The 22,266-nt window shown below is 70.8% G+C and carries 16 protein-coding genes; 7 read left to right on the top strand and 9 right to left on the bottom strand.

What is annotated here, in order from left to right:
- Window positions 1-89 precede the first annotated feature (89 nt).
- Together J0911_RS11470 and J0911_RS11465 are read left to right on the top strand one after the other, a co-directional pair.
- Entirely contained in the window at window positions 90-710 is a 621-nt protein-coding gene (locus tag J0911_RS11470) for a DUF47 domain-containing protein (RefSeq protein ID WP_207275583.1), read from the top strand.
- Entirely contained in the window at window positions 711-1,715 is a 1,005-nt protein-coding gene (locus J0911_RS11465; RefSeq protein ID WP_207275582.1) for an inorganic phosphate transporter, read from the top strand.
- Between the two features lie 9 nt (window positions 1,716-1,724).
- Here J0911_RS11465 and J0911_RS11460 read toward each other — a convergent pair whose 3' ends face one another.
- The 6 genes from J0911_RS11460 to acs all read right to left on the bottom strand — a co-directional run bounded on the left by J0911_RS11460 (window position 1,725) and on the right by acs (window position 12,284).
- Window positions 1,725-2,684: an NUDIX domain-containing protein gene (locus J0911_RS11460; RefSeq protein ID WP_307865043.1), complete on the bottom strand. Its 960-nt coding sequence runs from the start codon at window positions 2,682-2,684 to the stop codon at window positions 1,725-1,727.
- A 35-nt stretch (window positions 2,685-2,719) separates the two neighbouring features.
- Complete coding sequence (locus J0911_RS11455; RefSeq protein WP_242636614.1) at window positions 2,720-5,167, bottom strand: RNA degradosome polyphosphate kinase; 2,448 nt, start codon at window positions 5,165-5,167, stop codon at window positions 2,720-2,722.
- Between the two features lie 12 nt (window positions 5,168-5,179).
- Window positions 5,180-6,190, bottom strand: coding sequence for a mycothiol synthase (gene mshD, locus J0911_RS11450; protein ID WP_207275580.1), 1,011 nt, complete (start codon window positions 6,188-6,190; stop codon window positions 5,180-5,182).
- 32 nt (window positions 6,191-6,222) lie between these two features.
- Window positions 6,223-7,950 carry a glycoside hydrolase family 27 protein gene (locus J0911_RS11445; protein WP_207275579.1) on the bottom strand — a complete coding sequence of 576 codons (1,728 nt, stop codon included), beginning with the start codon at window positions 7,948-7,950 and terminating at the stop codon, window positions 6,223-6,225.
- A gap of 89 nt (window positions 7,951-8,039) precedes the next feature.
- On the bottom strand, window positions 8,040-9,533 hold the full coding sequence (locus J0911_RS11440; RefSeq protein ID WP_207275578.1) for a non-reducing end alpha-L-arabinofuranosidase family hydrolase: 1,494 nt from the start codon (window positions 9,531-9,533) through the stop codon (window positions 8,040-8,042).
- A gap of 717 nt (window positions 9,534-10,250) precedes the next feature.
- Window positions 10,251-12,284, bottom strand: a complete 2,034-nt coding sequence (gene acs / locus J0911_RS11435) for an acetate--CoA ligase (RefSeq protein ID WP_207275577.1) — start codon at window positions 12,282-12,284, stop codon at window positions 10,251-10,253.
- Window positions 12,285-13,225: 941 nt separating this feature from the next.
- On the opposite strand from acs, the gene J0911_RS11430 reads away from it, so the two are divergent.
- Complete coding sequence (locus J0911_RS11430) at window positions 13,226-13,900, top strand: GntR family transcriptional regulator (RefSeq protein WP_307865042.1); 675 nt, start codon at window positions 13,226-13,228, stop codon at window positions 13,898-13,900.
- 69 nt (window positions 13,901-13,969) lie between these two features.
- Window positions 13,970-15,607: a thiamine pyrophosphate-binding protein gene (locus J0911_RS11425; RefSeq protein ID WP_207275575.1), complete on the top strand. Its 1,638-nt coding sequence runs from the start codon at window positions 13,970-13,972 to the stop codon at window positions 15,605-15,607.
- Between the two features lie 19 nt (window positions 15,608-15,626).
- On the opposite strand, the gene J0911_RS11420 is transcribed toward J0911_RS11425, so the two are convergent.
- Complete coding sequence (locus J0911_RS11420) at window positions 15,627-16,742, bottom strand: DNA glycosylase AlkZ-like family protein (protein ID WP_207275574.1); 1,116 nt, start codon at window positions 16,740-16,742, stop codon at window positions 15,627-15,629.
- Between the two features lie 130 nt (window positions 16,743-16,872).
- Between J0911_RS11420 and J0911_RS11415 the strand changes: the two genes are divergently transcribed.
- Both J0911_RS11415 and paaZ read left to right on the top strand, forming a co-directional pair.
- On the top strand, window positions 16,873-17,652 hold the full coding sequence (locus J0911_RS11415) for an enoyl-CoA hydratase/isomerase family protein (RefSeq protein WP_207275573.1): 780 nt from the start codon (window positions 16,873-16,875) through the stop codon (window positions 17,650-17,652).
- Window positions 17,649-19,853 (top strand): phenylacetic acid degradation bifunctional protein PaaZ, encoded by a 2,205-nt coding sequence (gene paaZ / locus J0911_RS11410; protein WP_207275572.1) that lies wholly within the window; start codon window positions 17,649-17,651, stop codon window positions 19,851-19,853. The genes J0911_RS11415 and paaZ overlap by 4 nt, the downstream gene beginning before the upstream one ends.
- Window positions 19,854-19,893: 40 nt before the next feature.
- On the opposite strand, the gene J0911_RS11405 is transcribed toward paaZ, so the two are convergent.
- Window positions 19,894-20,499 (bottom strand): TetR/AcrR family transcriptional regulator, encoded by a 606-nt coding sequence (locus J0911_RS11405; protein ID WP_207275571.1) that lies wholly within the window; start codon window positions 20,497-20,499, stop codon window positions 19,894-19,896.
- 75 nt (window positions 20,500-20,574) lie between these two features.
- Here J0911_RS11405 and J0911_RS11400 point away from each other — a divergent pair, with 75 nt between their 5' ends.
- Window positions 20,575-21,345: an enoyl-CoA hydratase/isomerase family protein gene (locus J0911_RS11400; protein ID WP_207275764.1), complete on the top strand. Its 771-nt coding sequence runs from the start codon at window positions 20,575-20,577 to the stop codon at window positions 21,343-21,345.
- A 46-nt stretch (window positions 21,346-21,391) separates the two neighbouring features.
- On the opposite strand, the gene J0911_RS11395 is transcribed toward J0911_RS11400, so the two are convergent.
- Entirely contained in the window at window positions 21,392-22,219 is an 828-nt protein-coding gene (locus tag J0911_RS11395; protein ID WP_207275570.1) for an HAD family hydrolase, read from the bottom strand.
- Between the last annotated feature and the right edge of the window lie 47 nt (window positions 22,220-22,266).

The raw sequence follows: 22,266 nt of genomic DNA, 5'->3' as shown, positions 1-22,266 counted from the left end.
CACGTCAAGAAGCGCTATCTGGTTGGCGATCGTCGCCTCAGCGGATCTACGCTGCACCCGTAATACTCGCCTCTTGTCGGGAGCCCTCTGTGCGTCTGCGCCTCACTCCGCGGGACACCACGTTCTTCGATCTGCTGGGTGCCCTGGCACGACACCTGGTCACAGGGGCGTCGCTCCTGGCAGAGCTGCTGGGAGCGGACAGGGAGGGCCGGGAGACGTTGGCGGGCCGGCTCCGTGAGGAGGAACACCTCGCCGACGAGCTGGCGCACGAGATCATGCGGCGCCTCAACCAGACCTTCGTCACGCCTTTCGACCGGGACGACATCTACGCCCTGACCTCCGCCCTCGACGACTGCATGGACTCCATGGAGGAGGCCGCCGACCTCATCGTCCTGTACCGGGTGGACGAGCTTCCGCGGCGGGTCTCGGACCAGGTCCAGGTACTGCAGCGCTGTGCCGAGCTGACGGCCGACGCGATGCCCCGGCTGCGCGGCATGGGGAAGCTCGTGGAGTACTGGGTGGAGGTGAACCGGCTCGAGAACGAGGCCGACAAGCTGCACCGCAAGCTCATCGCGTTCCTCTTCGACGATGTCACCGACCCGATCCTGCTCATGAAGCTCAAGGAGATCGTGGACGTCCTCGAGGACGCCGCCGACCACTTCGAGAAGGTGGCGAACCTGGTCGAGACGATCGCGCTCAAGGAGTCCTGAGTGGAGGCCGCCCTCGTCGTCGTGGTCGTGGCGCTCGCCCTCGCGTTCGACTACACCAACGGCTTTCACGATGCCGCCAACGCCATCGCCACCTCGGTCTCGACCCGCGCACTGACCCCTGGCGTCGCGCTGGTCCTGGCGGCCGGGATGAACTTCGCCGGCGCGCTGCTCGGCACGGAGGTCGCCGAGACGATCGCGACGGCGATCGTGAACCTGGAGGGCGCCTCGACCCGCTCCGAGCTCTCCGTCGTGCTGGCCGCGCTCGTGGGCGCGATCGCGTGGAACCTCATCACGTGGTGGTTCGGCCTGCCGTCGTCGTCCACGCATGCCCTCATCGGCGGTCTCGTGGGTGCGGGCCTGGCCGGCGGGATGGCGGTGTACTGGTCCGCCATCATGGACAAGGTCGTGCTGCCCATGGTGCTGTCGCCGCTCGTGGGCTTCATGGCCGCGTTCGCGGTGATGATCGGCGTGCTGTGGATCTTCCGCAACGCCTCACCCGGGCGGACGTCGCGCCGGTTCCGCCTCGCGCAGACGGTGTCGGCCGCCGCGATGGCCCTGGGCCACGGGCTGCAGGACGCGCAGAAGACCATGGGCGTGATCTTCCTGGCCCTGCTCGCCGCCGGCTGGGCCGATCCGGACGCGGGCATCCCGCTCTGGGTCAAGCTGTCCGCCGCGGCGGCGATCTCCGCCGGGACGTACGCCGGTGGCTGGCGGATCATGCGCACGCTCGGCCGCCGGATCATCGAGCTGGACCCGGCGCGCGGGTTCGTCGCCGAGTCCGTCTCCGCGATCGTGCTGTACGCCAACGCGTTCGTGCTGCACGCACCCGTGTCGACGACGCACACGATCACCAGCGCGATCATGGGTGTCGGCGCGACGCGCCGGCTGTCCGCGGTGCGCTGGGGCGTGGCGGGCAACATCGCGATCGCCTGGATCCTGACGATCCCGGCCGCGGCCCTGATCGCGGCCCTCATCACCTGGCTCCTTCACCCGCTGCTCGGGTGATCGCCCGGCTCAGTGCAGCGGGGGCGTGACGTGCTCCACCGCGACGACCCGAGGCTCGTCGTCGATCGAGGCGACATGTGCCACGAGGATCTCGCCCGGCTCCAGGAACGGGTCGCGTGCGGGGAGCGCGTCCGCGACCTCGCGCGGTGCGCACCTGGCGATCGCGTCCAGGACGGTCGGCATGACGGGCCGGTGCGTGCACAGCACGGCGGACTCGCCGGGCTCCGCGAGCAGGTCGTGCATCGTGGCGGCGACGCGTGAAGGCGATCGCTCGTGCTGCGCCTCGGTGAGGTACTCGCTGAACGACGGACGGAGGCCCGCCGCCCGCACGTACGGGTCGATCGTCGTCGCGCAGCGCTCCCAGCGGGAGCTCACCGCCTGCTCGACGCCGTAGGCGGCGAGGACCGGCACGAGTGCTGCGGCATGCGCGTGACCGACGGGTGTGAGCGGCCGGTCGCGCTCGGACCCGTGCCACACCGTGCGCGGGTAGGCCAGGCCGTGCCGGGCGATGACCACGGCCCGTGTGTCCAGCAGCCCCTGCTCGTGCAGGGCGACCAGGGCGTCCAGCGGCCCGCGGTCGGCGCTGCGGGTCAGCCGGTCCGTGGCCTCGTCCGGCGTGAGCCACTCGGTGCGGTCGACCTCCCGGCGGTTCACGGGCGCCACGGGAGCCCGCGCGGCGAGAGCGTACGAGTCCTTCCCCTTGCGGGCCCTGCGGGCCGCCCAGTAGCGCACCCGCTTCACCCGGCCTTCCGGCGTGAGGTACTGCAGGCCGGGTAGCGGAGGCCCGAGCACGATCGGCTTGCCGGTCTCCTCGGCGACCTCCCGGATCGCGGCCGTCTGGGAGGCCTCGCCGTCGTCCAGCCTGCCCTTGGGCCAGGACCAGTCGTCGTACTTGGGCCGGTGGACGAGCTGTACCTGGAGCGTGCCGCCACGCCTGCGCCACACCAGCCCGCCTGCGGTGTCGATCACGGGAGCGTGCGTGTCGCCCGGCCGGAGCGCCGTCGTCACCGGACCGGCTCGAGGCGGCGGCGCTGGCGCTGGATCAGGACCGACTGCATGTCGCGCAGCGGCCGGCCGTCCGGACCGGTCGAGTGGCGTTCCCACGTGGCGTCGGGCTGCAGGTGCCACGACGCCGTGGAGTCCGACATCGACGTGTCCAACAGCTCGGTGAGCTCGATGACGTGCAGCGGATCCGTGACCCGGATCATGGTTTCCACGCGCCGGTCCAGGTTGCGGTGCATGAGGTCGGCGGAGCCGATGAACACCTCGGGGCCGGCTTCCGGTCCCTCCCCGATCTGCGGTCCGGCCGAGTTGGCGAACGCGAAGATCCGGGAATGCTCCAGGAAGCGGCCCAGGATGGAGCGCACGCGGATGTTCTCGCTCAACCCGGGCACGCCGGGCCGCAGCGCGCAGATGCCGCGCACCAGCAGGTCCACCTTCACCCCTGCCTGCGAGGCGCGGTACAGGGCGTCGATCACCGTTTCGTCCACGCACGAGTTGACCTTGATCTTCACCCACGCCTCGTGCCCGTCGCGGGCTGCGGCGGTCTCTCGCTCGATACGTTCCACCAGGCCCGCCCGCACCGCGCGCGGAGCGACCAGCAGCCGGTGGAACTTCGACAGCGGGGCGTACCCGGAGAGCTGGTTGAACAGACGTGAGAGGTCCTGGGCGACGTCCTGCGCACAGGTCAGCAGCCCGTGGTCCGTGTAGAGCCGCGCCGTCTTCGGGTGGTAGTTCCCCGTGCCGACGTGGCAGTACCGCAACAGCGAGCCGTCCGGTTCCTGGCGCACCACGAGGGACAGCTTGCAGTGCGTCTTCAGGCCCACGATCCCGTACACCACGTGCACGCCCGACTCCTCGAGCTTGCGCGCCCAGGAGATGTTCGCCTCCTCGTCGAACCGTGCCTTGATCTCGACGAGCGCGAGCACCTGCTTGCCGGCCTCTGCGGCGTCGATCAGGGCGTCGACGATCGGCGAGTCGCCCGACGTGCGGTAAAGGGTCTGCTTGATCGCGAGCACGTTCGGGTCGGCCGCGGCCTGCTCCAGGAAGGTCTGGACCGACGTGGAGAAGGAGTCGTACGGGTGGTGCAGCAGGATGTCCCGCCGCCGGATCGCCGCGAACACGTCGGTCGGCTTGGCGCTCTCCACCTCGGCCAGGTGCCGGTGGGTCCCGCCCACGAACGGGGGATAGTGGAGCGCCGGCAGGTCGAGGTCCGCGAGCAGGTTGAGGCCGGTCAGGTCGAGCGGTGCGGGAAGCTCGTACACCTCGGACTCCCGGACGCCCAGTTCGCGCACGATGAGGTCACGGATCCGCGGGCTGATGCCCTCGGCGATCTCGAGGCGAACCGGCGGGCCGAACCGACGGCGCAGCAGTTCCTTCTCCATCGCCTGCAGGAGGTTCTCGGCATCGTCCTCCTCGACGTCGACGTCCTCGTTGCGCGTGACGCGGAACGTGTGGCTCTCCCGGACCTCCATGCCCGGGAAGAGCTGGTCGAGGTGCTGGGCGATGATCTCCTCGAGCGGCACGAAGGAGATCGGGCCGCGGTGCGGGTCGGCCTTCTTCGTGCCGGGCCTTCGTGGCTTGCCCTGCTTGTCGACGGTGATGAAGCGGGGCAGCAGCGGCGGGACCTTGACGCGGGCGAAATGCTCCTTGCCGGTCGCGGGATTGGTGACCACGACGGCCAGGTTCAGCGACAGGCCGCTGATGTACGGGAAGGGGTGCGCCGGGTCGACGGCGAGCGGCGTCAGGACCGGGAAGATCTGCTTGCGGAAGAACTTGTGCAGGCGTTCCTGCTCCTTGTCGTCGAGATCCTCCCAGTGCGACAGCGTGATGCCCTCGGCCGCGAGGGCGGGCTGGACCTTCTCGGAGAACACCCGCGCGTGCCGTGCGGTGAGCTCGTGCGCGCGCTCCGAGATCGCGGTGAGCACTTCACGGGGGCTGAGGCCGGACGCGCTGGTCACCGCGAGGCCGGCGGCGATGCGGCGCTTCAGCCCGGCCACCCGGACCATGAAGAACTCGTCCAGGTTGGACGCGAAGATCGCCAGGAAGCGGACACGTTCCAGGAGGGGGAGGCGTGAGTCCTCGGCGAGCTCCAGCACCCGCTCGTTGAACGCCAGCCACGACGTCTCGCGCTCCAGGAAGCGGTCCTCGGGAAGAGCGGCCACGTCGTTGGCGGCCGCGGTCAGGGCGACCGCCGCCTGCTCGTCGGGCTCCTCGGCGATGTGCTCGGCGATGTGCGCGGCGAGCTCCGGTGCGAGCGGCCGCGAGGAGGTGGAGGCCGGCGTGGCCTCGGTCGGGGACTCGTTCGCGGCCGCGGGATCGTGGTGGACGACGTCGTTCGGGCGTGCGGTCTGTGCCGTCACCGCAGATGTCGCTGACGCGGCCGGGACGGTCGACCCTCCGGCCCGTTTGGCGAACCTGCCTCGCTCGTCACGGGAACGCGTGGAACTCATGACGCCATGGTGTCACGCCCGGAAGTACTGAACATGAAGGGCGTCTTGCCGGAACCCTGCGCGCTTGTAGGTGGCGAGTGCCGGCGCGTTGTCGCCCTCGACGTACAGCACGGCCCGATCGACTCCCGCGCGGGCCAGGTGCGCCAGGCCGACGTCGGTCATCAGCCGGCCGAGGCCCATCCCCTGCGCCTCGGGTGCCACGCCGACGACGTAGATCTCGCCGTCGCGCGAGCCCGTCGGCTGCCCGGCCTCGATCTTGGTCCAGATGAAGGCGACCGGCGCCGCGCCGGGTGCCGGTCCGAACCCGGAGTCGTGCGGCCCTGGCTCCGTACCTGCACCGGCTGCGGGGAACAGGAGGAAGAATCCTTCCGGGTCGAACCAGGGTTCCGCCTGGCGTGCGCGGAGGTCCTCGTGCGTGAGGCGGCCTTGTTCGGGGTGCGACGCGAAGGCTCGGGCGTTGAGGTCGAGCCAGGTGCCGTCGTCGGTGCCGGGACGGAACGTCCGGAGTGCGTAGCCCTCGGGGACGGCGATGTCGTCGGGGGCGGGCACGTGCGGACCGTCGTTGATGGGCCGTGCCAGGAACCGCAGTTCGCGGACTGGGCTGTAACCGAGGGCCGCCGCGAGCCCCCGGGCGGGCGGCAGGTCGCCGTGCGCCCAGACCCGTAGCTGTTGGCCGCCGGGCTCCCCGGACCGCATGGGGAAGGTGACGTCCAGCTCCGCGGTACGCAGCAGGCGTCGCGCGACTCCCCGGCGGCGGTGGTGCGGGTGGACGACGACTTCGGCCGACGCGACCGGACCGGAGCGGTCGACCTGCAGATAGCCCGCGACGCCGAGGGAGCCGTTGCCGTCCTCGGCGTCGCGGGCGACCACATGGGTGAGCCACGGCTCGTCCCGTGAGAGACCCAGCAACGGCTGCTCGGAGAGAGGCACGACGCCGTCCGCTCCGGCTGCCGCTGCCGCGATGTTCCGCACCTCATGCCGCGTCTCGGAACTCAGTGGTCCGATCTCGATATGGAGAGACACGCCCCTATCATCCCTGATGCCCTCCGACCTCCCTACACGCGTGTCCAGAGCTGGTTCGCCGCGCCCGTGCACGTCCAGAGCAGCACCGCGGTGTTGTTCTCGGTGCGATTGCGGTCGACGTCCAGGCACAGGCCGGACCGCACGCCGCGGATCGTGCCGTCGCCCTGGAACGTCCACCGCTGGTTGTCGCCGCCGTGGCAGTCCCAGAGCTGGACCCGGGTACCCGGGGTGGCCTCGGGTGGCGCGTCGAGGCACTTGCCCAGCGACCGCAGCGTGCCGTCCGCCTGGGCGGTCCACGTCTGGTTCGGCGCCGAGTGGCAGTCCCAGATCACCAGGCCGGTGCCGTTCTCCGTGGAGCTCTCGGGCACGTCGAGGCAGCGGTCCGACGCGGAGCTGACGAGCGCCACGTCCGTCGGCGGTTCGGACGTGTCGCCCGGACTCACCTTGAACAGCGCGACGCCGTGCCCGGCCACCTGTGCGGTGAGCTGCCCGGTGGTCGTGCCCGTGGCGCCGGTCCACAGCTCGCGGTAGGTGTGCGTGCCGGAGCCGAGTCCGACCTCGCCGAGCGTGGTCGAGATCTGCCGGCTGCCGGAGCCGCGGTTGAGCAGGGCGACCGCCACGGAACCGTCGGCGAGCGGTTTGGCCCAGACCTCGGCGTCACCGTCGTCGCGCACCCGGTCGGCCTGGCGCACCAGCGGGTCCTGGTCGATCGCGAGGACGTCGCGGTTGGTGAGGACCGCACGCACGTCGGCGCTCATGTTCCTCAGGTCGTTGCCGGCGATGAGCGGAGCGCTGAGCATCGCCCACATGCTCATGTGCGCCCGGTTCTCCGTGGGCGTCAGCGAGTTCCGCACGCCGACCATGAGCATGTCGGGGTCGTTGTACCGCCCCGGCTGGGTCCACTCGCGCATCGGCTCGATGATGTCGAGGGCCTCCGTGATCCCGACGAAGCAGTCGGCCGAGGGCGAGCAGCCCGTGGACCAGGCGTCGTCCAGGTCCTCGGAGGTGCGCCACATGTCCGCGAACTCGCCCCAGCCGGAGTAGGTCGGGGCGCTGTTCCAATGCGCGCTGTTCGGGTTGATCGAGTAGACGATGGGGCGGCCGGTGGCCTTGAGCGCGTCGCCGAACTTCTCGAACAGCGCGGCCTGCTCCTGGGCGGTGCCGCGCGGGTCGCACCAGTCGTGCTTGACGTAGTCGACTCCCCACGAGGCGAACAGGTTCGCGTCCTGGGTCTCGTACCCGTACGACGACGTCCCGGGGCGGCCCTCGAAGTACTGGTTGCAGGTCTTCTCCCGCGGCGCGTGGTAGATCCCGAACTTGAGCCCACGGGCGTGGATGTAGTCGCCCAGCGCCTTCATCCCCGAGGGGAACCGGTCCGTCCGGGCCTGCAGGTTGCCGTTGCCGTCGCGGTGGTCCTGCATCCAGCAGTCGTCGACGACGACGTACTCGTACCCGGCGTCGGCCATACCGGAGTTCACCATGGCATCCGCGGTCTCCCGCACCATCTGTTCGTTGATGTTGCAGTAGAACGTGTTCCAGCTGTTCCAGCCGAGAGGTGGCAGCGGTGCCGGCTCCTCGACGGTGGGCTCGGCCGTGGCCGCGGTGGGGGCCGTCGCCGCGACGGAGGCCGCGGGCAGGACGCCGGCCGGCGCGGTGTCGGACGGGACGGCAACAGCGGTCGGTCCGACAGCGAGAGCAGATGTGGTCAGTACGGTCGCGGCCAGCAGCGAGAGCTGGCGGCGACCTCGCAGGTCTCTCATGAACACTCCTGGTGTCGATGGCTCAGGCGGGATGGCGCGCGGCCGGCGTGCCCGGCTGTGCCGGGCCCACCGGCCGCGGCCGCTGTGCGTCAGTTCTGCAAGGTGAGCAGGCCCGGGCGGTACGGGAGGGAGTTGTAGTCGCCGCCGGAGTTCGGGTCACGGCCCTGGTACAGCAACTGCAGGTTGCATGCGTCGACCGTCATCGTCTGGTCGGCGCTGGTACGCAGCAGTTCACCGTGGGAGATGTCGTTCGTCCAGGTTGCGCCGCTGTTCGCCCGGCCCGCGAACGGGTTGGACTCGGAGGCGGCCTGCGGGGTCCACTGACCGTCCAGCCGGTCAGCCGTGAAGGACCGGAAGTACCGGCCGTTCGCGCCGATCGCCTCGACGATCATCAGGTACTTCTGCCGGCCCTCGAGCTTGTACACCTGGACGGCCTCGAACAGGTTGGCCTGCGTGTCCTGCATGATGATCTCGTACTGCGTGCCGAAGCTGCTCGGGAAGTTCCCGATCGGCATGCTGGACCGGTAGATCCGGCCGTTGTCCCCGGCGAAGAACAGGTACATGTTCTGGTCGTCACCGATGAGGGCCTGGTCGATCGGGCCGGTGCCCGAATCGGAGATGCTGCCCTCGAACAGCGGCTGCGGGCTCGACCAGCCGTTCGGGTTGGTCGGGTCGTTCGACGTACGGTAGAGGAACGGCCACTGTCCCCACTGGTACGCCAGCACCCAGGTGTTGCGCGGCGCGAAGTAGAACAGCGACGGCGCCACCGTTCCGGAGTTCATCCGGTTCTGCGACACCGAACCCATCTGCGACCAGTCCGAGAACAGGCCGAAGTTCATCGAGCCGTAGTTCTGCCCGTCGAAGATCGTCGCGTACACGAGGTGTTGCCCGTTGTACGGCGCCGTCGTGAAGTCCTTGAGGTTGCGCCAGCCGTTGGCCGGCTGCGCGAGCGGCCCGGTCGAGCTCCACCGGTACGACGACGGCAGGTCGCACGTCCCGCCCGGCGGGTCGGTGGGCGTCGTCCCGCCGTCGACCTTGATGAGCTGCCACTGCTGGTTGGAGCCGTTCCAGTCGGAGTACTGGACGACGTTGGCGCCGTCGGCGCCGGAGCCGCCCTGGACCTCGACGGCCTTGCCGCTGTGGCGGGCGATGAGCTGGATGTAGCCGCCCGAGTCCTGGATGCTGAACTGCTGGTTGGTGGAGTTGTTGTCGGTCCACTGCATGACGTCGGCGCCGTCGGCGGTGGAGCGTCCTTCGATGTCCAGCACCTTGCCGGACAGGCGGGACTTGAGGCGGTAGTGGCCGTCGCCGGAGTCGACGAACTGCCACTGCTGCTGGTCGCCGTCGTTGCGCGACCACTGGACGATCGTGGCGCCGTTGCTGGTGTTGAGGTTGTACACGTCCAGGGCCTTGCCGCTGTTGCGGTTGACCAGGACGTACCACGCCGTCGTGTCGATGGTTGCCGCGGCCGCCCGCGGTGCTGTCGCCACGAGTCCTGCGACGGCTACCAAGCAGGTCGCCAGTGTGGCCACCAGAGTGGCCACCAGTCCCGGCCGCAGCCGGGTGGCTGGTGTCGAGTTCACGTCTCGCTCCTTTCGAGGGTCATGGATCAGTGGCCGGTGACCCGGCCGTGAGTCGCCGTGTCCGGACGCTTCGGTGCGAACGGAACCGGCCGGCGCCGCGGGGGAGGGCGGGTCCGCGGCGCCGAGACTGGTGTGTCACGGGGTGGTCAGGTCGAAGTTCCGCACCGTGACCGCGCCGCCCAGGGAGTTCGTCGCGTAGTTGAAGGTCCCGAAGCGGTAGCCCATGACGTACTGCCACGAGTTGCCGAGCGTGAAGCCAGGGCCGAGCCGGTGAAGGTCACGCCGTGGGTGCTGTAGGAGAAGGTGGCCTGCCGGCCGATGCCGGGCCGGATGTCGGCGGTGGCGCGCAGCGAGATCCGGCCGCCGCCGACGGCCGCGACGAGTGCGACGGGGCGACGGCCGAGCCGGGCTGCACTTCGGGAAGGCATCGTTGGCTCCCTCTCATCGGTGGACAGACGCTTGTGCAGGGCGCTGGACACGGGACTCGGGGAGTCAGTGCCGGGCGCGAAGCCGCGTCAGGTCCGATCCGGGAGAGCCGTGTGAGCGCTAACATCGATCGATGCTGGCAGGCGCTTTCCCTGGGTGCAACGATCCGGCCGGAGGTTTAACGATTAACCTCTGGGTGCTTCAAGCAAGCCGGCGCTCGGACGGCAAGAGGCGGGCGGGACAACCGGCACCAGCCGGTTGTCCCGCCCCTTGTCGAGCGACACCTACACGTCAGTCCTCCTGGGCGGCCGGCGCCTTGAGTCCTGCCGCGATCTTGTCCATGACCGTCGAGTCCGCGAGCGTCGTCGCGTCGCCGACCTGGCGGTCCTCGGCGATGTCGCGCAGCAGACGGCGCATGATCTTGCCGGAGCGCGTCTTGGGCAGCTCCGGGACCACGAGGATGCGCTTCGGCTTCGCGATGGGGCCGATCTCCTTCGCCACGTGGTTGCGCAGCTCGGTCTGGACCTCGGCGGCGCCGTCGTCGGTCGCCGCCCGGTCGGCGTGCTCGCCGCGCAGGATGACGAACGCGACGACGGCCTGGCCCGTGGTCTCGTCGGCGGCGCCCACGACGGCGGCCTCCGCCACGATGTCGTTCGACACCAGGGCGGACTCGATCTCCGTGGTGGACAGGCGGTGGCCGGACACGTTCATGACGTCGTCCACGCGCCCGAGCAGCCAGATGTCGCCGTCGTCGTCCTTCTTCGCCCCGTCACCCGCGAAGTACAGGCCCTCGTAGCGGGACCAGTACGTCTCCTTGTAGCGCTCGAGGTCGCCCCAGATCCCGCGGAGCATCGACGGCCACGGCTCGGAGAGCACGAGGTAGCCGCCGGAGCCGTTCGGCACGACGTTGGCCTCGTCGTCGACGACGTCCGCGGCGATGCCGGGCAGCGGCACCTGCGCCGAGCCCGGCTTGGTCGCGGTGACGCCGGGCAGCGGGCTGATCATGATGGCGCCGGTCTCGGTCTGCCACCAGGTGTCCACGATCGGTGCCTGCCCGCCGCCGATGTGCTCGCGGTACCACATCCACGCCTCGGGGTTGATGGGCTCGCCCACGGAGCCGAGCAGACGCAGCGACGACAGGTCGAACCCGGCGGGGATGTCGTCGCCCCACTTCATGCAGGCGCGGATCGCGGTCGGTGCCGTGTAGAAGATCGACACCTTGTACTTCTCGACGAGCTCCCACCAGCGGCCCTTGTGCGGGGTGTCCGGCGTGCCCTCGTACAGCACCTGCGTGGCGCCGTTGGTGAGCGGGCCGTAGACGATGTAGGAGTGCCCGGTGACCCAGCCGATGTCGGCGGAGCACCAGTACACGTCCGACTCGGGCTTGAGGTCGAACACGTTCTTGTGCGTGTACGCCGTCTGCGTGAGGTAGCCGCCGGTGGTGTGCAGGATGCCCTTCGGCTTCCCGGTGGTGCCCGACGTGTACAGGATGAACAGCGGGTGCTCCGCCTCGACCCAGACGGGCTCGTGCTGGTCGGAGGCGCCGTCGACCGCGTCGTGCCACCACACGTCACGGCCGTCGGTCCAGTCGACGTCCTGCTCGGTGCGCCGGACGACGAGCACCTTCTCCACGGTCCCGGCGCCCTCACCCGCGAGGGCCGCGTCGACCGCAGGCTTGAGTGCGGACGGGGCCCCCTTGCGGTAGCCGCCGTCGGCGGTGATGACCAGCTTGGCCTCGGCGTCGGCGATGCGGCTGCGCAGCGCGTCGGCGGAGAAGCCGCCGAAGACGACGGAGTGCGGCGCGCCGATCCGCGCGCACGCGAGCATCGCGACGACCGACTCGATGAGCATCGGCATGTAGACGACGACCCGATCGCCGGTCCGCACACCCAGCTCCGTGAGGGCGTTGGCCGCCTTGCTCACCTCGCGCTGCAGGTCTGCGTAGGTGACGGTGCGGGTGTCCCCCGGTTCGCCCTCGAAGTGGAAGGCGACACGGTCCCCGTGGCCCGCCTCGACGTGCCGGTCGACGGCGTTGTAGGCGGCGTTCAAGGTGCCGTCCGCGAACCAGCGGGCGACGGGTGCGCCGGACCAGTCGAGCGTCTCGGTGAACGGCGTCTTCCACGTGAGCAGGGTGTTCGCCTGCTCGGCCCAGAAGCCCAGGCGGTCCTCGCGTGCCGCGGTGTAGAGATCGGCCGTGGCGTTCGCCTGCGCCGCGAACTCCTCGCTCGGCGGGAAGGCGCGGGTCTCGTGCAGCAGATTCTCGAGGCTCGGGCTGGGGCCGCCTCCCGACTGGGACGCCGGGCTTGCGGGGTGGGTGTCTGTCACGGTCGGGACCTCCGGTGCGCGTCGTTGCGGGCGTGCTCAGTCATGAAGGGCTCGGAGGTCGCGCGACCTCCAATTTGTTCAGACTCCTGACAGGAGTCTAGTCCCACAGGTGATAGGTATCACAGACGGGGCGCCAGGTGTGAGGCGTCGTTCGCATTCGGGAGCGCGAGGACCCCGAGCGGTCAGAATCGGGCGGTGAACGGCTGACGCGCGGGCCGTGGCGGGTGCCGAGGGCAGGCGGCGCTCGCGGTGCGGAGCGGGAATGTGTCGCGAGTGCGACGGTGTGCGGCACGCGTTCGCCTGCTGCGGGCTCGCGGTCCGTCGTGTCGGTCCGCCGTGCGGGTCTGTCGTGCGGGTCCGTTCGTGCCGGTCCGCCGTGCGGGTCTGTCGTGTTGGTCCGCCGTGTCGGTCAGCCGGCATGGTGCCGGTCCGCAGGCACGGTGTCGGTCCGCAGGCACGGTGTCGATCAGCTGGGTTCCCGTCGCCGTATCGATTCGGCCGGATGGTCGGGCGCGTCGCGAAGCGGTTCGCGATCCCGGCCCTGCGACGGGCCCGACCAGCGCGGTGGCGAGTTCTCGTCCCCCACGAGCACGACATCTGGGAGGTTCCTCAGGCCGGATGTCGCTCTCGCCACGGAGCGGGGGTGATCGAGCGCTACGTACTCCGCCTGACCGTTGACACGGCCGGTGTGCCCTGGATGCGGACCTCCGACGCGTGTTCTCCCCGCCGCCCCTGTGGTAGTGCTGTGTGGTCCATGACACACCGTTAGGGGAGTGAGTGCAAGCGGGACGTGCCGATCTTCACCATTGAATTTTCTCGCCAACCGATAGCGTTTGCCGAAAATGCTTTGCCCTGCTTGACGCTGCCCCTTCCGGGGCGCGATCCTGGGCCGGAGATCATATAGGAGATCGAACACGATGGTTGCGAAGGAGGAACCGATCGTGACGCAAGCTCCGACCAGCGTCTCCAAGTCCGAACGCGTCTACCGCACGCTCCGCGAACGCATCCTCCAGGGGCAGTACACGAGCGGTTACCGGCTGGTGCTGGACCAGATCGCCCGGGAGCTCACCGTCAGCCCGGTGCCGGTGCGGGAGGCGGTACGGCGCCTGGAGGCGGAGGGTCTGGTGACCTTCACGCGCAACGTGGGTGCCGAGGTGCGCGGGGTCGACGTCACGCGGTACGCGGACGCCATGCAGACCTTGGCGTGGCTGGAAGGGGCGGCAACCGGGCTGGCCGCACCGCATCTGCGGGCGGAACGGCTGGAACTCGCCCGCTCGCTCAACGAGGACATGCGGGACCTCGTGGGCGACGAGTTCGACCCGGTGCGTTTCACCGATCTCAACGAGCAGTTCCACCGGGTGCTCTGCGACGCCTGCCCCAACGAGCATCTGCTGGGACTGCTGCGGCGCGAGTGGCTCCACATGTCCTTGGTGCGGCGCTCGAGCTTTGCCGCCATGCCCGGCCGGCCGGCGGTGTCGGTCCGGGAGCACGACCGGATCCTGGCGCTCGTGTCCGCGGGCGCACCGCTCCCCGACGTCGAACGGGCGGTCCGGGATCACAAGCTGCGCACGATGAACGAATACCTCGCGGCCCGGGGGAGAACCCCTCGGACGTGAGCCGTACAGCCAGTCTCGGTGCCGGCGGTGATCCCGCCTGCCCGCGGAGCGAGAGGAACGACGACGTTCATGACCACAGTCTCCGAAGCTGTCGCCCACGCCGTCGCGGCTTGCGCCGACGACGTCTTCGCCCTGACGGGCAACGGAAACGCCCACTTGCTGGACGCCCTCAGCCGGACCGGGGCCCGGGTCACCGCGGTGCGCCACGAAGCCGCCACCGTGGCGTCGGCGGACGCCTACCACCGGATCACCGGGCGCCTCGCGGTCGCCACCACCACCTACGGCCCCGGTTTCACCAACACGGTGACGCCGCTCGCCGAGGCGGCGCTCGCGCGGACGCCGATGCTTCTGGTCACGGGCGACGCCCCCGCCGGTGGCTTGCGCCACACGGACGTCGACCAGGCGGCGATCGCACGTGCGACGGGAGCCCTGGTGCGGCACGTGAACCCGGCTGCTCCCGGAAGGCAGACCGTCGCGGCGGTCCAGGAGTCGTTGGTCCGTCGCCGGCCGGTCGTGCTCGCCATGCCGTGCGACGAGGCGACCGCGGAGGCGCGTGACGACGTCGTACCGGTCCTCGAGCCGCGGCGGGAGCTGCCGGAGCCGCGCGAGGAACAGGTCGAGGCGGTCGCCGCGCTGGTGGCGGACGCCAAACGCCCCCTCGTGCTGGCCGGGCGCGGCGCGGTCGACGCCGCGGCCGAGGTACGCCTGCTGGCGGACCGGATCGGCGCACTCACCACGACCTCCGCGCCCGCTCGTGGCCTGTTCGGCGGGCGCCGGTACGACGTCGGGGTGTGTGGTGGTTTCGCCTCCCCGCCGGCGGCCGAACTGATCCGTCAGGCCGACGTCGTGCTGGTGCTGGGTGCGGGTCTCGACGACTTCCAGACGGCGTTCGGCACGGCCTTCGCGCCGGGTGCGAAGGTGGTGCAGGTCGACGTCTCCGCTCGGCCGACGCACGCGAGCGTCGGCCTCCACCTGCGCGCCGACGTCGGCCGGACGGTCGTCGCGTTGCTGGGCGTCCTCGAGGCCGGCGAGACCCCGCCCGAGCCGTGGTGCGGGGTGGCCCACGAAGCCGGGGAACGCGACCTCCATCAGGTCCGGGACAACGGTGAGGGCGTCGCCCGGGACGGCCGCATGGACCCGCGTTCCCTGTTCACCTACCTGGACCGCATGCTGCCGAAGAACCGGCAGATCGTGTCCGACGGCGGTCACTTCATCGGCTGGGCGCCCAGCTACCTGTCGGTCCCGCGGGCCGACGCGACGGTTCTGGTCGGGACCGCCTTCCAGTCGATCGGACTCGGGTTTCCGTCCGCCCCCGGGGCCCTCGTGGCCCGGCCGGACGTGCTCACGGTCATCGTCACGGGCGACGGCGGCGGGGTCATGGGCATCGCCGACCTGGAGACCGTCGTGCGGCTCGGCAGGTCGACCCTCGTGGTCGTCGTGAACGACGCCGTCTACGGCGCGGAGGTGCATCAGTACGGGTCACAGGGACTGGACCAGGACGCGATGCGGGTGAGCGAGATGAACTTCGCCGCGATCGCCCGGGGGTTCGGCGCGCAGGCGGTGACGCTGACGCGGCCGAGCGACCTGGACTGGGTGGTGCAGTGGGTGCGACACGGCGCACGTGGCACGCTCGTGCTGGACGCCAAGGTGTCGCCCGAGGTGGTCGCGCCGTACATGCAGGAGATGGCGGCGCAGGCGAAACGGTGAGCGGTCGCGTGCCGAGTACCTAGTCGTCGCCGCGGGCGTAGCGGACCTCGCCCAGACGCAGCCACGAGGCCAGGCCCTCGATCTCGGCGTGGACCACGTCCATGAGATGGCCGTCGAACGGCAGGTCCTCGTGCACCTCGAAGACGTTCAGGACGCCGGCCTTGCGGTCGGCCTTGGCGTCGAGCTTTCCGACAAAACGCTCCCCGTGCAGGATGGGCAGGGCGAAGTAGCCCCAGCGTCGCTGGGACTTCGGCTTGTACATCTCCAGGACGTACTCGTAGTCGAAGAGGTCGAGCAGGCGTTTGCGGTCGGCGATGAGCGCGTCGAACGGGGACAGAAGCGCTGTGCGGGGCTCGAAGTCGTCGACGCGCTCCAGGAGCTCCGGGTCCACCCGCCACTCGCCGTCGACCCCCTCGACCCGGGCGGGCTCGCCCGGCAGTTCGGTCCACCAGCCGTCGCCGTCGCCGGACCTGCTCTGCACGCGTGGCCGAGCGATGCCCTCGGCGGCGAGACGCCGGGCGATCCGTTCCCGCCGGGCGTCCTCCAGCGGCACGGGATCGACGCGGGGGTAGGCACGCTCGGCGAGATCCCAAAGGCGTTGCCTGCCCTTGCGGCCGACCATGGCCAGTTTGCCCTGCATGTTCAGCGCCTCCAGCATCTCGGCAACGCTGCGGCGACTGCTCCAGCCCTCGGCGCCCCACCGGTAGGGCGTCACCGCGGTGTCCGGGATGTCCTTGGCCAGCATCGGTCCCTCGGCCTCGATCAGACGCAGGATGTCCCGTTCGAAGCTCGCGTTCTCCTGCAGCCAGCCGCGCAGGCCCTCGTGCTGCGGCCAGCGCTGCATCTGCTCCAGGAAGAGCGGCAGGTCGCCCATGGACCGCACGGTGCCGCGCAACTGGAAGAGCATGCCGTCCGCGATGGCGTCGTCGACGGCGCCCGGCCAGTAGCCGTTGCCGAGCCGGGACCAGGCGATCAGGTCGGTCGCGGGTGCGACGGCCGACGTCGGGTCGACCGCCAGAAAGGTCAGGTCCTCCACGGTGTGCACGAGGTCGACCGGACGCCGGGCATCGAGCAGCTGGGCGCGGAGCGCGATACGCCGTGCCTGGGCGATGGTGAGCTGGTGCTGGCGAGGCATGGACCGAGACTACGGCCGGTGACTGACACGGAGTGGTGCTCCTTCTCAACCCTGAGGGCCGTGTGGCAGGATGAGTTCCTGAACGATCGGTCACTAATTCAGGCCTGGACGATGTCGTCGAGGAGTGCACATGCCCCAGCGCGAGGAGATCGGCCCGCTCCGGGTGGAGCGTGCGGCCGATCGCGTGGTCGCTACGCTGGACCGGCCGAGCGCCCGGAACGCCGTCGACCGCGCGACCGTCGACGCGTTGCACGTGCTGTGCGCCGGGCTCGAGGTCGAGCCGCGCACGCTGATCCTCACCGGCGCGAACGGCGACCTCGCGGCCGGCGCCGACATCGCGGAGCTCCTCGACCGTGACGCCGACGACGCGCGCGCCGGGATCAACACCCACGCCTTCGACCGGATCGCAGCTCTCCCGATGCCCGTCATCGCAGCGATCGACGGTTATGCCCTGGGTGGGGGTGCCGAGCTCGCCTACGCGGCCGACCTGCGCATCGGTACACCCCGCATGCGGATCGGCAGTCTCGAACCGACCCTCGGCATCATGCCCGCCGCGGGCGCCACCTGGCGCCTGCCCGCGATGGTCGGCGTGACCCGCGCGCACGAGATGCTGCTCACCGCGCGCGTCCTGACCGGGGACGAGGCCCTGGCCTGGGGCGTCGTCACCGCCCTGCACGCCCCCGAAGACCTTCTCCCGGCGGCCCACGAGCTCGCCGACAGGATCGCCCGGCTGGCTCCCGGAGCCGTCCGGCACACCAAGACCGCTCTGCGGGCCCGGCCCGACCAGCACCCCCGGCTGGAGCTGGACCTCCAGGCAGAGCTGTTCGAGAGCGACGAGAAGCGCCGGCGCATGTCGGCCTTCCTGCACCGGAAGCGCCGCGACCCGGCGCCGACGAAGGAGAAGCGATGACGAACACCGTGCCCGTGCTGCCGTCGTACGTCCGAGACGGCTGGTGGACTCCCACGGACACCAGCACACGCGGCGGTACCGCCACGGACACGTCCGGGCCCTCCGGGGCAGGCGTCGTCGTGCGCGATGCCTCGACCGGGGAGCCGGTCACCCGCGTCTCCACGGACGGCCTCGACCTGGTCGCCGTGCTCGACCACGCACGCGACGTCGGGCAGAAGGCGCTCGGTGACCTGACGATCCACGAGCGGGCGGTCCTGCTCAAGCGGATGGCGCTCGAGCTCACCGCGCACAAGGACGCGCTCTACGAGGTCTCCGCGCGCACGGGTGCGACCGCGCGCGACTCCGCGTTCGATGTGGACGGCGGCATCGGCGTGCTCTTCACCTACTCGTCCAAGGGGCGACGCGAGCTGCCGAACGCGAACCTGATCCTGGACGGCCCGCCGGAGGCGCTGTCGAAGGACGGCTCGTTCCTCGGGCGGCACGTGTACACGCGGCTGTCGGGCGTGGCGGTGCAGATCAACGCGTTCAACTTCCCCGTGTGGGGGCCGCTGGAGAAGTTCGCCCCCGCCTTCCTGGCCGGTGTGCCGACGGTGATCAAGCCCGCCACGCCGACCGCCTACCTGACCGAGGCGTGGGTGCGCATCCTGGTCGACTCGGGTCTGCTGCCCGACGGCGCCCTGCAGCTGGTCTCGGGCGGCGCACGAGAGCTCCTCGGGCAGCTCCGGCTCGGTGACACCGTCGCCTTCACCGGCAGTGCCGACACCGCGCGCCGGCTGCGCGGATCGGTCGTCGAGGGGGTCCGGTTCACGGCGGAGACCGACTCGATCAACGCGAGCGTGCTCGGGCCCGACGGTGTTCCGGGATCCGCCGAGTTCGAGGCGTACGTGCGGCAGCTCGTCACCGAGATGACGGTGAAGGCCGGGCAGAAGTGCACGGCGATCCGGCGCGCGATCGTGCCGGAAGCCCTCGTGGACGACGTCGTGGCCGCGGTGGACGCGCGCCTCGAGCGGAAGGTCGTCGTCGGAGACCCGCGTGCCGCGGGGGTCACCATGGGGCCGCTCGCCTCCACGGGCCAGCGGGACGAACTGCACCGGCAGGTGGAGAAGCTCATCGGAGCCGGTGCGCGGGTCGCCGCCGGGCCGGCCGACTTCGCGGCGCCACCGGAGGTCGTCCGTGCCGACGGGACCGTCGGGCTGTCGCCGGACGGCGCGTTCGCCGCCCCCCTCCTGCTCCGGTTCGACGACGCCGACGCGGCCGCGCTGCACGACGTCGAGGCGTTCGGGCCCGTGGCCAGCGTGGTGGGCTACCGGGACGTCGACCACGCCGCGGAGCTCGTCGTGCGAGGAGGGGGTTCGCTCGTCACGTCGGTGGCGACGAGTGATCCCACGGCCGCCGCCGCGCTGTTCGGACGTCTCTGTGCGGCCAACGGCCGGGTGCTGTTCCTCGACCGGGACGACGAGCGGACCTCGACCGGCCACGGGGCCCCCGTGCCGCACCTGGTCCACGGTGGTCCGGGCCGCGCGGGCGGTGGTGAGGAACTCGGTGGCATCCGTGCGGTGCACCACTACATGCAGCGCACCGCGATCCAGGGGTCGCCGCGAATGCTGACCGAGCTCACCGGGGTGTGGCACACCGGGGCGCCCGTGCGGAGAGCCGCGGGCGGCGGCGGGCCGGCCGCGACCGGCGTGGGGCCCCGTGACGGGGTCGCCGCACCGGCAGAGCCCCCGGGGGCCATGGGGCACGCGCATCCGTTCCGCAGGTCTCTCGCGGAGCTGCGGGCCGGTGACCAGGTCGTGGCGGGGCCGCGTGTGGTGACGTCGGAGGACATCGAGCACTTCGCGGACTTCACCGGCGACACCTTCTACGCGCACATGGACGAGGTGGCCGCCGCGGCCAACCCGTTCTTCCCCGGGCGCGTGGCGCACGGCTATCTGCTCGTGTCGCTCGCCGCGGGGCTGTTCGTCGACCCTGACCCGGGGCCGGTGCTGGCGAACTACGGGCTGGAGAACCTGCGGTTCCTCACGCCGGTCTCGCCCGGCGACGCGGTCACCGTCACCCTGACGGCCAAGCAGATCACCCCGCGCGAGACGGACGACCACGGAGAGGTCCGCTGGGACGCGGTGCTGCGCAACCAGGCCGACGAGATCGTGGCGACGTACGACGTGCTGACGCTCGTCGCGAAGGAGTGGCCGCGAGGCTAGCCGCCGGACGGTATGCGACCGTGTCGCGGCCCGTCGCCCGTCATCCCGCGCGGAGCCCGGTCAGCGCCAGGCCGACGACGTCGTCGGCGAGGGTGTCGGCCGATTCGCGGCCATCGGGGCGGTACCACTCGACGATGGAGTTGATCATGCCGAAGATCAGGCGTTCCGCGACGCGGGGGTCGATGTCCGTCCGGAGCTCCCCGGACTGCTGCGCGGCCTCGATGAGGGCCGTGACCCGCCTGTCGAAAGCACGGCGGCGGGTCAGCGCCGCCCGCTCGGTGTCGGTGTTGCCGCGTACCCGCAGCAGAAGGGTGACGTAGGGAAGGCGCGCCACGAGGACATGGACCGCCTCGCGCAGCACGTGCTCCAGCCGGCGGCTGCTTCCGCCGGGCGCGGTGGGCGGGAGCGCGGCCTCGAGTGCGTCCAGTGCCTCGTCGAGAGCCGCGGCGAGGATCTGCTCCTTGGAGGAGAAGTGATGGTAGATCGCCGACTTGGACAGCCCCAGTCGTGCGGCCAGCGTCGCGATGGACGTGGCGTCGTAGCCACGGTCGATGAACGTCTCGACGGCGACGTGCAGCAGCCCTTGCCGGTCGTAGCCCGGCCGGCCCCGACGAGCCGGTGCGGCCGGGAGGGTCTGGTCCGTCATGCCCGTCACTATATGACCGAACGATCGGTTGGTAACGTGGCGGGCGCAGGCCCGCCCGAGGCGAGGAGGTCGATGATGATCCGCGTGTCCATGGACGACGACGTCGCCGAGGTGGTGCTGGACGCCCCTGGCCGGCTCAACGCGCTCGACGAGGCCGGGCTCGAGGAGCTCGCCGACGCTCTTGCCGGCGCCGAGGCCGAGGGGGTGCGTGCGCTGGTGCTCCGAGGCACGGGCAAGGCCTTCTGCGCGGGCAGGGACATCTCCGAGGTGGACCCGGCGACCGACGACGTGCTCGGGTTCCTGGCCGGGAGGGTCGAGCCCGTGCTCCGCCGGCTCGCGCGGTTCCCGGCGCCGACGTTCGCCGTCGGACACGGGGCCTGCCTGGGTGTGGGCCTCGGGCTGCTCATCGCGACGGACGTGGTCTATCTGGCCGACGACGCCAAGGTCGGCTCGCCGTTCGGGCGCCTCGGTGCGGTGCTCGACTCGGGCGGTCACGCGCTGTTCGTGGAGCGGCTGGGGGCACACCGCACCCTGGACCTGATCTACACGGGTGACCTGCTCAGCGGCGCGGAGGCGGTGCGGGCCGGACTGTTCTCACGCAGTTTCCCGCCCGGCGAGGTGCTCGCCGCGACGCGGTCGGCGGCGCGGCGAGCGGCTTCCGGCCCGACGGCGGCGTTCACCGCGAGCAAGGAGATCGTCGCGGCGATCCGGGACGATCGGCTGGGGTTGTGGGCGGCCGTCGAGCGGGAGAACCAGGGTCAGGCGGCGTTGCGGGACACCGCCGACTACACCGAGGGTTTCGCCGCGTTCCGGGAGAAGCGCGAGCCGGCGTTCCGCGGGACGTGAGCGCCGGGCGGCGTGATTCGCCGCAGCGGGCCCGTACGCGCCGCCGTCAGTGGTTCTCGCGGCGACGGCGCAGGTGGCGTGCCACGAAGTAGGCGGCGACGCCGATCGCCACCGCGCCGACGACCGCTGCCACGGGGATCGGCTCGACCCGCGGACGCAGTGCGACCGGCCTCGTGAACCGCAGCAGGCCCCAGCCCGACTCGGCGGCGAGGCGGCGCAGGTTGCGGTCCGGGTTCACGACGAAGGCGTGACCGACGGCGCCGAGCATCGGCGCGTCGGTGATGGAGTCGGAGTACGCGTAGCACTGGGTGAGGTCGTATCCCTGGCGGGCGGCGAGCTCGCGGATGCTCGACGCCTTGTTCTCGCCGTAGTTGTAGAAGTCGATCTCGCCGGTGTAGTGGTCGTCGACCACTTCCATGTGGGTGGCCAGCACGTGGTCGGCGCCGAGGACGGCCGCGATCGGCTCGACCAGCTCGGACCCGGACGCGGAGACGATGACGACGTCGTGCCCCAGGTCGTGGTGGTCCTGGATCAGCTGGATCGCTTCCGCGTAGACGTACGGGTCGATGTGCTCGTGGACCGTCTCGGCGACGATCTCGCGCACCTTGCGCACGTCCCAGCCCGTCGCGAGCGCGCTCAGGTGGGCGCGCATCCGCTCGGTCTGGTCCTCGTCCGCGTTCCCGACGAGGAACAAGAAGTGGGCGTACGCGCTGCGCAGCACATCGGCACGGCTGATGAGCCCGCCGGCGATGAACGGCTTCGAGAACGCCTGGGACGAGCTCGTGGCGATGATCGTCTTGTCCAGGTCGAAGAACGCCGCCGTGTCCCTCGCGGGGAAGCCTGGCGGGACGGTCCGGAACGCCTCGTCGGTCACTGTTCGAGCCTAGCGGGGCTTGTCCGATCTGACCGATGTCCGCGCGG

Source organism: Myceligenerans salitolerans (genome assembly GCF_017349295.1).
GTDB classification, from domain to species: domain Bacteria; phylum Actinomycetota; class Actinomycetes; order Actinomycetales; family Cellulomonadaceae; genus Myceligenerans; species Myceligenerans salitolerans.
This window is presented reverse-complemented; position numbering and strand designations above follow the sequence as displayed.